Source organism: Chryseobacterium sp. 'Rf worker isolate 10' (assembly GCF_050753305.1).
Lineage (GTDB): Bacteria > Bacteroidota > Bacteroidia > Flavobacteriales > Weeksellaceae > Chryseobacterium.
On the sequence record NZ_JBOZOF010000008.1, the window covers coordinates 92,919 to 106,508 of the forward strand.

At 35.2% G+C, this 13,590-nt stretch carries 11 protein-coding genes and 1 tRNA gene; 7 read left to right on the plus strand and 5 right to left on the minus strand.

Annotation, left to right across the window (positions count from 1 at the left end):
* The first annotated feature begins 42 nt into the window (after positions 1 to 42).
* The 7 genes from greA to LKL37_RS22885 all read left to right on the plus strand — a co-directional run bounded on the left by greA (position 43) and on the right by LKL37_RS22885 (position 5,976).
* Positions 43 to 513 (plus strand): transcription elongation factor GreA, encoded by a 471-nt coding sequence (greA, locus tag LKL37_RS22855; protein WP_105703344.1) that lies wholly within the window; start codon positions 43 to 45, stop codon positions 511 to 513.
* Positions 514 to 569: 56 nt separating this feature from the next.
* The gene (locus LKL37_RS22860) at positions 570 to 959 is read left to right on the plus strand and encodes an HIT family protein (RefSeq protein ID WP_105703343.1); all 390 of its coding nucleotides are present in this window, start codon (positions 570 to 572) and stop codon (positions 957 to 959) included.
* Between the two features lie 67 nt (positions 960 to 1,026).
* Positions 1,027 to 2,214, plus strand: a complete 1,188-nt coding sequence (gene clpX, locus LKL37_RS22865; protein ID WP_105703342.1) for an ATP-dependent Clp protease ATP-binding subunit ClpX — start codon at positions 1,027 to 1,029, stop codon at positions 2,212 to 2,214.
* 74 nt (positions 2,215 to 2,288) lie between these two features.
* The gene (locus LKL37_RS22870) at positions 2,289 to 4,280 is read left to right on the plus strand and encodes a T9SS type A sorting domain-containing protein (protein ID WP_431612555.1); all 1,992 of its coding nucleotides are present in this window, start codon (positions 2,289 to 2,291) and stop codon (positions 4,278 to 4,280) included.
* A 5-nt stretch (positions 4,281 to 4,285) separates the two neighbouring features.
* Positions 4,286 to 4,504, plus strand: a complete 219-nt coding sequence (locus LKL37_RS22875) for a signal peptidase (protein WP_431612556.1) — start codon at positions 4,286 to 4,288, stop codon at positions 4,502 to 4,504.
* Positions 4,505 to 4,565: 61 nt separating this feature from the next.
* Entirely contained in the window at positions 4,566 to 5,858 is a 1,293-nt protein-coding gene (locus LKL37_RS22880; protein ID WP_431612557.1) for a TlpA family protein disulfide reductase, read from the plus strand.
* Positions 5,859 to 5,902: 44 nt separating this feature from the next.
* Positions 5,903 to 5,976, plus strand: a tRNA-Met gene (locus LKL37_RS22885).
* A 381-nt stretch (positions 5,977 to 6,357) separates the two neighbouring features.
* Here the strand turns inward: LKL37_RS22885 and LKL37_RS22890 are convergent.
* From LKL37_RS22890 to LKL37_RS22910, 5 genes are all read right to left on the minus strand, one after another.
* Positions 6,358 to 7,656: an HlyD family secretion protein gene (locus LKL37_RS22890; RefSeq protein ID WP_431612558.1), complete on the minus strand. Its 1,299-nt coding sequence runs from the start codon at positions 7,654 to 7,656 to the stop codon at positions 6,358 to 6,360.
* Between the two features lie 45 nt (positions 7,657 to 7,701).
* Positions 7,702 to 7,896 (minus strand): bacteriocin-like protein, encoded by a 195-nt coding sequence (locus LKL37_RS22895; RefSeq protein ID WP_431612559.1) that lies wholly within the window; start codon positions 7,894 to 7,896, stop codon positions 7,702 to 7,704.
* A 61-nt stretch (positions 7,897 to 7,957) separates the two neighbouring features.
* Entirely contained in the window at positions 7,958 to 10,153 is a 2,196-nt protein-coding gene (locus LKL37_RS22900; RefSeq protein WP_431612560.1) for a peptidase domain-containing ABC transporter, read from the minus strand.
* Between the two features lie 190 nt (positions 10,154 to 10,343).
* A complete protein-coding gene (locus LKL37_RS22905; protein WP_431612561.1) occupies positions 10,344 to 11,858 on the minus strand; it encodes a thioredoxin domain-containing protein in 1,515 nt (504 codons plus the stop codon).
* A 747-nt stretch (positions 11,859 to 12,605) separates the two neighbouring features.
* Positions 12,606 to 13,565: a DUF3810 domain-containing protein gene (locus LKL37_RS22910; protein WP_431612562.1), complete on the minus strand. Its 960-nt coding sequence runs from the start codon at positions 13,563 to 13,565 to the stop codon at positions 12,606 to 12,608.
* Between the last annotated feature and the right edge of the window lie 25 nt (positions 13,566 to 13,590).

Genomic DNA, 13,590 nt, shown 5'->3' on the forward strand with positions numbered 1-13,590 from the left:
TGTCGGATTATTTTTTTATACTAAAACTAAATTTCGAAAATTATGGCAAGCTATGTAACTAAAGAGGGCCTAGAGAAAATGAAAGCTGAGCTGGAACAGTTGGAAACTGTGGAGAGACCAAAAATTACTCAGCAGATCGCAGAAGCAAGAGACAAAGGAGATTTGTCTGAAAATGCAGAATATGATGCGGCTAAAGAGGCTCAGGGAATGCTTGAAATGAGAATTTCCAAGCTGAAAGATGTAATCTCTACTTCTAAAATTATAGACGAAAGCCAATTAGATACTTCAAAAGTTTCCATCCTGACAACGGTGAAACTTAAAAATAATGCTACCAAGCAAGAACAGGTATTTACATTGGTACCGGATAACGAAAGCGACCTGAAGACAGGGAAGATCTCTGTGAACACTCCCATCGCAAAAGGTTTGTTAGGAAAAGTTATTGGCGAAACTGCTGAAATTACTTTACCGAACGGAAACAAACTGTCTTTTGAAGTATTAGACATTACTTTATAGTCTGATACCTGTTTCATTTCTAAACTTCTGATATCTAACCAAACTTCTATATAAAAATGAGCACTATATTCACAAAAATCATCAATGGTGAGATTCCTTCTTATAAAATTGCGGAAGACGAAAACTTTATTGCTTTCTTAGATGCAATGCCTTTGGTGAAAGGACACACTTTAGTTGTACCTAAAAAAGAAGTGGATTTGATTTTTGATCTTGAAAGTGAAGAATACAAAAACCTGTGGGGATTTTCCCAGGAGGTAGCCAAGAAGATCAAAACTGCAATTCCATGTGTAAGAGTGGGAGTAGCGGTGGTAGGACTTGAAGTTCCTCATGCACATATCCATCTAATTCCTTTAAACAAGGTGGAAGACATGAATTTTAGAAACGAAAGATTAAAATTAACGAACGAAGAATATACAGAGATTCAAAACTCAATTATTAATTCTTAAAAACAGAAAATCGTAAAAAAGTAATTTTTTACGATTTTCTTTAACATATACATATATATTATATCATATGAATTCCAACCAATGTTCTTTCTGCGGCAGAAAAAGAAACGAAGTACAGATGCTGATTTCTGGGCAGAATGGTTTTATTTGTGAAAATTGTATAGAGCAGGCACATGCTATTGTGAAAGATGGAGCATCCAAGACAGGATACTCACCTGCAGAAAGTATGGAGGAGCTTAAAAAGCCAAAAGAAATCAAAGTATTTCTTGATCAATACGTGATCGGGCAGGATCAGGCAAAAAAACAGCTTTCGATTGCTGTATATAATCATTATAAAAGATTACTCCACGCTAAGGACGAAAACAGAGAAGTAGAACTTGAAAAGTCAAATATTATCATGATAGGGGAGACGGGAACCGGTAAAACGCTCCTGGCTAAAACTATCGCAAGAGAACTTAATGTTCCTTTCTGTATTGTAGATGCTACTATTTTAACGGAAGCAGGATATGTAGGAGAAGATGTGGAAAGCATCCTGTCCAGACTTCTGATGGTGGCAGATTATGATGTGGAAAAAGCAGAGAAAGGAATTGTTTTCATTGATGAGATTGATAAAATTGCAAGAAAATCTGATAATCCAAGTATTACAAGAGACGTTTCCGGAGAAGGAGTACAGCAGGGATTGCTGAAACTGTTGGAAGGAAGCATTGTAAACGTTCCGCCACAAGGAGGAAGAAAACATCCGGATCAGAAATATATCCAGGTAAATACTCAGAATATATTGTTTATTGCCGGTGGAGCTTTTGATGGGATCAAAGAGATCATCGAAAGAAGAATGAACAAACAGGCAATAGGTTTCAGTTCTGAAAAAATCAACAAAACAGACGAAGACGAATATATATTAACAAATATTAATGCAATTGATCTTCGTACTTTCGGATTAATTCCGGAACTTTTAGGAAGATTTCCAATCATCACTTATCTTGATAAACTCACGAAAGAGACCCTGGTAAGAATTATGAAAGAACCTAAAAACTCTATTGTGAATCAATTTGTGGAGCTTTTCAAGATGGATGGCACAGATTTGGTAATAACGGATGGGGCAATTGAGAAAATTGTAGAGGAAACTATTGATAAAGGATTAGGCGCAAGAGGCCTTCGAGGTACCACCGAAAAAGTTCTAGAAGACTATATGTTTTCAATAGGAGAGGACAAGGAGATCATATTGACTGAAGATAATGTTTTGATTAATAGGTAAAAATATTTTTTTTTCTGAAAAAAAATAATACCTTTGCAGTTAAAGATTGTATTAACACACAAATAATTTATACAATGAGAAAAAGTTTATTTGCTATAGGTCTTTTAGCAATTAGTTATTCTGTTCAGGCGCAGATACTATGTCATGTCGACACTAATGCTAATATGTATGTGAGCGAAGGCACCCTAGTTTATAGCGGTGGAGGTGTACAAACAAAAGGTAATGGTCTTTTGGATGTACATGGAAATATAATGGTTGTAGGATCTGGTTCAGATGCTTTTAAAACAATTGATGCTGCCGGTACAGCTGATAAAACTGACGGTGGTAATATTATTTTAAGGCTTAATACTCCTGGTACCTTTGCAACTTCTACGTATGGACAGTTGTTCATCGACGGAATTTCCCAGTCTAATATTACAGGTATTGTTACCAAAGAATACCGAACTACTAGTAATGGTAGTGGTAATTATTTCCAGCAAGTTGCTTTGCCTTTCTCTGGTAAAGCTTTTAATTCATTATCGACTGAACTTGGTAAAACGTTCAATACTACTAGAACCGGAACTAACGCTAACCCGATTCTGAAGTGGGATAACACCAATGCTGTTGCTATTACTACTTTGAATTTAGCTCCTACCTCGACTACTTGGGACCCTTCAGGTTATTATATGCTTAGAGTAAAAAATAATGACTGGAATCCAAGTGCTCCTGCAGGTGCTGCTACTGTATTCAATATTAATGGTAAACCCTATGCGCCCTATGCTAGTGCTTTAACATTGCAGAATGCAGGGGGATCTAATATAGGTACCTCTAATGTAGTGTACGGTACTAATGGTAATGGTACAAACCAATACGGCGAGAAGTTCAATACTTATCTTGATGATAATTTTGAGTTTACTACAACCCCATGGGCTGGAACATTTGCGCAGAATTGGTATCAATTCGGAAACCCTTTCCTTACTAATATAGATTTAGCTAGTATCGGATATACTGAAGCAGGTACAACAACTGACGGAAATGCAGTGAAAAATATCTGGGGTGTTGAATATAACCCAGGTACGATAGTTACTCTTTCAAATGGTTCTACTTACGCTACAGGAAATAAGGTAGTTACTTTCTTCCCAACAGGTGATGGAGTTGCTCCAGTTATTGGTGACGTAGATTTGGTAGTAGTAAAACCTATGCAGTCGTTTAAAATCAAGTTAAGAAATAATACACTTCAGACTTTAAACTTTAATACACTGAGAAGATTCAAGTCAACAGCAAGAACTTCAGGTACTGATTATAATGTGAATGCTGCTAAAATGGCTAATGGCAAGACAGTAAGCAATTCAATAAAGCAGCTTGGTGTAATCGGATTAGATGCTAATGGAAAAGAACTTTCCAGAACATATTATGTTGTTTCTCCAGCATTAACAACAGGGCATCAGATTTCTGCTGCAACTTCAGTTCAGTCTTCAGCCGGTACAAATCTTATCGGTACTTATGAAGAAGCATTGAATGGCGGATATGATACTAATAATCAAAACTATTGGTTATATATTAACGAAGCTAATGAGAATAACTTCCAAGGTAAGAATGTTAAGTTAATGAACTATTACGACCAGGTGAAGTCTTATAAATTCGAGATCAGAGAAAATGCTGAGTTAATTCCAACTGGTGCGCACCAGCTATCTTCAGGAATTGGTTTCTACTATAAAGCTGAAAATGGTAATTTAATAGAAGCAAAACAAGGAGACGTTGTACCTGTAACAAACGCAGAATCTAACCTATATTACGGAGAACCAAGTAATCTTACTTTAGCTACAGGTAAAACAACTCAAGGTGTTTCTAAAACACTTGTAGTTTATAATCCATCAATTACAAATTATATTGTTAGATTTGATCCAAACTGGAAAAAGGCAGACATTCAAGTTTATGATATGAGCGGTAAACTAGTAATCTCTAAAAAAGCGGTTGAAACATCCAGAGATTTTGTAATCGAGCTAGATGGCTCAGTTAAAAATTCATATGTTGTAAAAATCGTTTCTGATAAGGGAGAAACTGTTAACACTAAAATCTTAAAATAAACCACATGAAAACTATTAATAAACTAGTCCTGGCGCTTTTCCTATTTGTTGTATCTTTAGCATATGCTCAAACTCCACCATCGCCACCACCATCTGGAGGAGGAGGAGGAGGAAACGGAACAGGAGCTCCTGCCCCTATTGATATGTATGTATATGTACTTGCTATCGTAGCAATTGGATTTATTGTTTACTTTACAAAAAAGTACAAGAGCGTAAAAGCATAAAATTTTATTAAAATAATATTAAACTCTCTGATTAGTCAGGGAGTTTTTTTATTTTTACCTTATGAAAAAGATTTACACGCTATCTGCAGTTTTGGCTGCATTTGCTCTGCAGGCTCAGTTTACAGTTACGATTCAGACTCCGGCAGATTTTAAAGATCAAGATGCTATTCTATATACACTAAACGGTTCGAAAGATATTATTGTTACTAAAGAACAAAGTAAGAATAATACATGGACCTTTAAGTATCCGAGCAATTATATGGGAATGATGAAAGTTTATTTCCCGGGCTCTAATAACACAGTAAGCTTTATTTCTGAAAATAAAAATGTCAGCTTTAAACTGGATATCCAGAATAATAAGGTAAAAGATGTTATTTATCTGGATGAAGCCAATAATCTGATGAGTAAGCAGCAGGAAGGCTCACAAAAAAAAGAGCTTATTTTGCCGGCTTTAGCACAGATCAAAGAATATTATAAGGATAATACAGACTTTGGAAAAGCTCTGAGAACTGAAATCGACAGGCTTTCTGGTACTTCCAGTACTATTGATGCCGCTCAACATCCGTTTATAGCTTATTATAATACCAATTACAGTAAATTTATTTCAAATTCATCAGATTCAACCAAGAAAGTGGATCAGGAAGAAATAGTTAACTTTTTGGATAAATCCGGTGATATGCTTGAAAGTTCTTCATTGCTGAGACCAGTACTTGTATCTTATCTGAATTCCGGAGGCAATACCAATGTTACTAAATCTGTTGATACTTTATTAGATCGTCTGAAAGTTGAGACTCCAAGAGGGCAGACTGTTTTGTCGGAACTGATTGATATTTTTGATGTATACCAGATGGATGAATACAAGAGTAAATATCTGTCACTTGCTAAGAACCTTAAGTGCACCATCACAGACAGGCTTGCTTCTACTTTAAAATCGAATGCAAACATTGAAATGGGAGCTGCTTTTCCTAATTATAAGTTCCAGTCACCAGTGAATACTACTGCGAAGTCATTATACGATATAAAGGCAGATAAAAAGGTTATCGTGTTCTGGTCATCCACATGCTCTCACTGTGAAAGCGAATTACCAAAACTTCTGGAAAAATATAATGATCTGAAATCAAAAAATATTCAGGTTGTGGGGTTATCTTTAGACGTTGACAAGAATTCGTATACCAAAAAGATTGCAGCATTCCCATGGGTGAATGATTCAGAATTGAGAGGATGGAACAGTAGTTATACTGATACATACAATATTCATGCAACTCCGACGTATTTTATTTTAGATGCTAACAATAAGATTATCAGTAAACCAGACCATGTTGGCGATGTTTTGGAATATTTTAAGTTAAAATAATTTTGGAGGTAAAGAAATATTTTCTATATTTGCACCACCAAAACGGCGAGGTAGCTCAGTTGGTTAGAGCGCAGGATTCATAACCCTGAGGTCACGGGTTCAATTCCCGTCTTCGCTACAATAAACCGCAATCATTGATTTAATGATTGCGGTTTTTATTTTTTCAAAAGTTATCATTCTGTCTTTTCATTTCTGTAAATAATCGTCTTCCGATAGAAAATTAAGGGAATGATTTTGTTTCTTCAATTATATCTCATCTTTTACTTTATAATAATAGACTACTGTATCGGTCTTTTTACAGCCTTTTTTTGGAAGATAAAGCTTTGCGTGATCAAATTCCTATCTGAGCTAAATAATATGTGTAATAATGGGCTAAATGATAAAGTGTATTGTTTTTACTGTAAAAATAAAATTGAGAATAGTAATTTTTACAATGAGTTTATAAAAAAGCCGCCTTACAATCTGCAAAACGGCTTTTATTCTTTTTTATGATTATTTATCAAACCTGATATCCAAGAAGCTTTCTGATCTGATAGAAGAATCTTTCAATCAGTCGCAGGTCCTGTGTTACAATCTCTGCGCTTCCTCTAAGCTCTTTATCAAATACAAGTGTTTTGTTGTAACTTGTTTTTAATCCTTTTGGTAAAATGACATCTACGTAATAATTTCCCTTATCATCAGGAATAAGGGATATGTTCTGTACTTTTCCTTCAATGATACCATATTCCTGGAATCGGTAGTTGTCTAGTTTGATCAGCACTTTTTCACCAGGAATGATCTTTCCTGAGTTTGTTGTAGGAACAGACATTCTGCCCACTAATTGCTCCTTATTTCTAGGAAGAATAGAAAGGATGGGTTCACCAACCTTTACGAACTGATTTTCGCCAAAAAACTGCTGAAAACTGGCCACACCATCTGTAGATGATATAACAAGATAATTCAGTTCCCATTGTTTTAATGATTTTCTTAATTGCTCGAGAAGCTGTAAAGTTTGTGAAGAGTATGTGATTCTGTCTTTTTCTGTATTAATGGCTGTTCCGCTTTTCGTTTTATTAAGGTTGGAAACTCCTTCGTCCATTTGTGATATGGAAATTTTTAGATTTTCAAGATTTTGCTGAGCCTGAAGATATTTGATTTTTTCATTTTCAAGTTCCATCGCTGAAATCACCCCCTGGTTGAACAATTCCTGAGATCTGTTGAAGTTTTTCTTAGTCAGATCATATTTTATGGATTCCAGATTTTTCTGCTGTTTTAAAGTAGCTATTCTAACCTTGTATTCGGAAATACTCTGATTGGCTGCCAGATTTTCCGGAGCGTAGGGTTGTAATCTTGTAAAAAGAGCTTCATCCTGGAATGCTTTTGCGAAACTATTGTACTCCCCCTGCAGTTCCCCCAATTTAAATCTTGAAGTCTGAGCAATAGGGAAGGTATATAATTTATCAGGAGTAATAGAATCTATCAGCGTTTTCAGTTCTAAAATATCCTTATAGTTGGCAGCAGACTGCATGACCATAAGCACATCATTCTTTTTAACTTCCTGATGGTCTTTTATAAATATTTTTTCAATTTTAGAACTTGTTCTGGCCTCGATCTTCTCCGGAGGATTCTGGGAAGTTACAATAATAGGAGCCGGTACAAATTCCGGGTATTTTATAATGTAGCTCATGAAGAGAATCAACAGGAGGATAATAAATATCACGGTATTTCCCCAGCGGATCATCCAATGTGGTGGCTGGGTAAGAATATCCTGTACGCTTTCTGAGCGGAGTTCAATATTGTCTAAAACGTCTTCTTTCATTGTTATGTAGTAAAATTTCCCCCTTTATTTCAGGGGGAATATAATTTAAATAAATGGACAGTTCCCATCATACCATTCCGGGGCTGAAGTGTCTGCATCTGGAGGGCACTCAAAATGCTTTATACGGCATGGTACCCAACTGCCAAGACACCAGGATCCGCAACAATTGTTTCCAGGTAAAACAACCCCACCACTGACAGCTGTCAGTTCTTTTCTTGAAAGTTTTTTTAGATTTTTCATGATTAAAATTAGTTTTTATTTTTCCTACTCTATAAGCTTTTCGGATTCCGCTGTATGTTAGTTAGCTTCCCAATTCAAGCTGATTTCTTACCAGTCTGTAATATTCTCCTCTTAAATCTACCAGCTCGGCATGGCTTCCTTCTTCTACCACTCTTCCCTGATCCAGTACAATGATTTTATCAGCATGTCTTACTGTGGAAAGTCTGTGCGCAATAACTACGGCTGTTTTGCCTTTGAAGAACTGCTCAAGATTTTCCATGATCACTTTCTCATTATTGGCATCCAGTGCTGATGTGGCTTCATCAAACAAAATGTATTCAGGAGACTTATAAACGGCTCTTGCTATGAAAAGCCTCTGTTTCTGACCACCGCTGACACCAACTCCTTCATTCCCGATTTTGGTGTTATAGCTTAATGGAAGACTTTCAATAAATTCTTTGATATTGGCTATTTCTACAGCACGTCTCAGCTTTTGTTTGTCTATATGATCTTCACCTACAGCAATATTATTAGCAATAGTATCATTGAATACATATCCTTCCTGCATTACCACACCGCAGTGGTCTCTCCAGTACCTCGGAGAAATATTTTTCATATTGGTGTTTCCAATTCTGATTTCACCCTGATCGGGATCATAAAACTTCATCAATAACTTTAATAATGTCGTTTTACCGCTTCCGCTGGCTCCTACAATAGCTGTCGTCTGCTGATAAGGAATGGTAAGGCTCAGGTTTTCAAAAACCGGAACATCCGAACCAATATATCGGAATGACATATCTTTGATTTCAATATCTCTCTTTGGAACATCTGTGGCATACTGCTCATTTTTATCTTCCTCATCATCTTTATCGTGAATTTCACCTAATCTTTCAAGGGAAATTTTCGCATCCTGCGTCTGTTTGATAAAGTCAATAAGCTGAAGAAGCGGGCTGTTCAGCTGTCCAATAATGTACTGAACAGAAAGCATCATCCCTAAGGTAAGATTTCCGCTTAAAACAAGCTTTGCAGAAAGGAAACTCACAAGTATATCTTTCATCTGGTTGATAAAGTTACCTCCTACAGACTGCCACTGTTCTAGTGACAAGGATTTTATTCTGATTTTAAATAGTTTTACCTGAAGAAATTCCCAGTCCCAACGTTTTTGTTTTTCGGCATTATGCATTTTGATTTCCTGCATACCGTTGATAAGTTCAATAACTTTACTCTGCTCCTGGGAGACCTGGGAGAATCTCTTGTAGTCAAGTTCTTTTCTTTTTTTCAGGAAGAAGCTGATCCACCCGATGTACAATACCGCTCCAACAAGGTATACAATGAATAGTCTGTAATCATAAAACAGCAAAACAATACTGAAAATAATAAGGTTCACGAGAGAAAACAGGGTATTTAAAGACGAACTCGTAAGAAGCTGTTCAATTCTGTGATGATCATTAATTCTCTGCATGATATCTCCTGTCATTCTCGTATCAAAGAAACTTATCGGAAGCTTCATCAATTTGATAAAGAAATCGGAGATAATTGAAATATTAATTCTTGCTGAAAGGTGAAGAAGAATCCAGCTTCGTATGGTTTCGATTCCCATTCTTCCGAGGAATAGCATGATCTGTGCAAGCAAAACCACATAGATAAAGTTGATATCCTGGTTCTGTATCCCGACGTCTACAATACTTTGGGTAAGAAACGGGAATATCAGAGATAATAAACTTCCTCCTAAAAGTCCTATGGCCAGCTGGATAACAAGTGTTTTATACTTCAGTAAATATTTAGAAAGAAAGGTAAAACTGGCTTTACTTTCTTCAGTGTCAAATTCTGTCTGGAAAAATGCAGGTGTGGTTTCAAGAATCAAAACAATACCTTCTTCTGTATTTTCATTTGCGTTTTCTCCGATCCAGGATTTGATGAATTCTTCGCGTGTATAGGTGATCAGTCCGTAACTGGGATCTGAAATATATACTTTGTTGTTTTTATCGATTTTATAAACAACTACAAAATGATTTTTATTCCAGTGTGCAACACAAGGAAAGGAAACTTCCTCTTTAAGGGTATTGAAATCGATTTGGACTCCCATTGACCGGAAACCCAGGTTTTCTGCTGCATCGCTCAGTCCAAGAAGGCTGCTTCCTTCACGTGTTGTCTCAGAAAGGTTACGAATCTGCTGCAGTGATATACTTTTACCATAATACTTACTTACGATCCTAAGACATGTAGGGCCGCAATCTTTAGTGTCTGGCTGCTTATAAAATGGAAATTTTTTTTTCAAAACTATTACTCATTATAAAATGCCGTCAACGGATGACGACATTTTTACTTTAATTCAATTATAATTCAATGAAATAGAAACTAAGAATAGTCCTGTTTATCATCGTTTTTTCTGCTCTCTTACATCTTTTCAGATGGTTATTTTGTTTTTCCTAAGATAGTGAAATTTTCGAATCGGTAAGATTTATTTACTAAATCTCATCATCTTCTATCAATTCATCAATAAAGAATAAAATATCTTCACGGTCATACTTGTCAGGGAATTGATATCCGTTGATGATAAAGATAGGAGTAAAGCTTAATCCGGCATTACTGTTTTCCTTAGACATCTCCACCAGTGGATTCAGGTTTTCTGATGTTACATTTCCTCCGGAAAGAGCATTGACTTTACTTTCGTCCTTTGTTTCAAACCATTCTTCTACAGCATGTAAAAATTCTTTTTCAGGTTTGTTGTGGTAAATATGAGTTAAGTCTGAAATAAGTTGTGTGTATTTCTCAGGAGCTCTGTCAGGACTATAATTGAATCTCATCTGTAAAGAAATGGTATCAGGATATTTCTCAAGAAGACCCTCTGCCAGTTTATGAGCATCTTTACAGAACCCGCAATACGGATTGGAAACGATAGAAATACGAAGTTTAGCATCTCTTTTTCCTACGGCAAAAGTTTCTGTATCCTGAAATTCTATTTTTTGATTTTGCTCCATCTGGTTTTTGAAAAGCTCATAATTTCTTTTGAATCGAAGGTTTTTCGCGTTCGACTTCTGAAGAGTTTCTTTTTGCTCAAGCAGCGTATTGAAATAAATAATCGCAGAGAAAACAAGTGCCCATAGAATGACTGTTAATAGGAGAGTTCCTACACTGAAAGACAGATTTAGGAAGAATAGGCTACTGATCACCAATTGTCCTACAAGGATTGAAATAATCAGAAGGCAGACTCTACAAAATGTTTTTTCTACAAAAGCCTGAATGTATAGAGAATAACCTATTGCCAGGATAGAAACGAAAGTAAATCCTTTCACAATATAAGCCGTTGCTGGTAAAAACAGACCTAATACTGCAAGTCCTGCAAAATAGATCAGGGAGAAATCTGCAAATTTCAACCCTAAAATACTGGTTTTATCCTGTTTGATAATTTTATCACACGAGTTGGCCGTCTGGTTGGCTGCAGTACCGCCGCCTCCACAAATACTTCCGATTACCGTTGATGTATTCCCGAATTTCTGATTGAAGATTTCAAGCGAAATATACACCCCAGCCAAAGAAAGCAGATTGAAAATAGCTTCATAAATGTTTTGGCTTATCAATGAATAAGCAAGTACAGCTGCAAAAATGATGTAAAGAACCGGTTTGAAATTAAAGGCCAGCTTATTTTCTGCATTTTCTGTTTTTTCAAAAAGAAGTACAAAATCTGTTGATTTGGTATAAAGTTCCTCCTTGCCGAAGGTTTTTGCTTTTTCTGAATATACTGAATAATTACTTCCTGATTTTTTTACAAGAGAGAAAGAATTTTCAACAATTGCAATAAATTCTTCAGGAAGTTCGTCCCAATATTCTTTGTCAAGTTCGTAAGCGTCATTTTTTACCCCCATAAAGTTTAGTGTATCACTAAAAGCCAAAGCAGACGGGTAATTGGGATGTGAGTTGAACTGGAAAATAAATTCCTGTTTATCGAGTTTTAAGTGGTTAATTAGTTTGTCAAAAATCATATTAATATTTTTATCTAAAATACACAGATGTTTTAAATATACAAAAAATTTTTTCTTTTATTAGTGAGATATAGGTGGGTTTTGATAGATTTGATTTGAATTTCAATATTTTATTTTATAAAAAAGAGATTTGGAAGTAGATTGTAAAATATGTTGTTGGGTTAAAATCTGCTGGCTTTTGTAAAGATTTATATCTTTTTAAAGCGTAAAAGTTCTTTTGGTTTGATAACAACAAAGCAAATCAGGTGTATTCCTGTATAAATATCAATTATGATGAAAAGTAGAATGAAATTTATATAGAAATTCATGTTTTAAAAGAATGAATAAAATAATATTTTTTGATCTGAAAATCTTTAAAATTTTGAGGTCCAAATTTTAGAAATATCTCTTAAAATTCCGGGGATAACTCCAATTTTAAAAATGACGAAAATAAGGGAAAAGTAGAATATTATCTATTTAAACATTTGTTTAATTTTGTAAACATTTAATAGGTTATACGTGTTTTGTTCAATATTTTTACATTGAATAGTGTTATTGGTTACGATTTATAACATGAGGAAATGAACTCAAAAGAACTTAAAAAATCATAAAGTTTTCTTAAAGTTTTAAAAAAGGATAGAAATGTTTTTGTATTTATAAAATATGTCGTACTTTTACATCGCCTTGAATGAGGGAACAAGTCAAGGTAATAAATTTTTTTTCATCATTTGTGTTTTTAGAATCGTATCGCCTGATACGATTCTTTTTTTATGTTTTCTCATAATTTAGAAGCAGATCTATAAAGTAAGAATACGTTACAGAACCTTCCTGCTGGTTGCTTTTCAGGAATAAATTATTGGTGAAACCAAAGAAATCATCCAGCCATCCCTGATGACGAAAAACGAAGCTCTTTTCATAAGCACGGTCTCTTTTCATAGCAGGAGAATAATGATGAAGAGTATTCTTCACAAACTCGGGATCTTCCTCCACAATAAATCTTAAAAGACTTTTTAAAGTAAAAAATTCAGTACTGTATCTTAATTCCAAATTACTGGAATGGATACCTATTAAATACCCAACAAAATTAGCTTCCTGTTCTCTGGCGAAACCCAGCTGGTGAGAACTTTCATGAGCTGTTGTAAAAGGGATAAATGTATGGGGTAGTTCAGAATTATATTGAGCTTCCGCAGTGAAAGGATTGTAATATCCCAGAATCCCGGTGAAGTTCATTACGTTTTTGAAAATGCTGGGTTTGATATCCAAAACCTGACTGGCTTTTTTATCCGAAATATAAGACGGTAGTTTTGTCTGCTGATCCAGAATTTCCTTTTGTATAGATGTAAGATTAGTGATGATAAATACTCCGTTATTATCCTCCTTTACAGATTGTCGGGTTAGCTTACATTTTTCAAGATAAATGAGAGCAAGCTTTTTTGCTTTTTCCACATCAGGTTCTTTCTGGCTCGAAAGCTTTTTAATAATGGGCGTCTGGAAATACAGCATACCCCAAAAAACCTGATAGATAAAATAAAAAACATTGATGATAATCAGTATCCTGATCATAGAATGGTTTCTTCTTTCTTTCCTGAATAAAGTGATGAAATAATATAAAAGGAAAGCTCCCAGTATAATATAGAGAAGATCTCCCACGGAAAAAGGAACCCAGCTGAACAACATCTGGTGGATGCTTTTCTGAAGTTCAAAAAAGTTCTCAAAAAAAGAAATCACTATTCCGGATTTTGAGAAGACATAG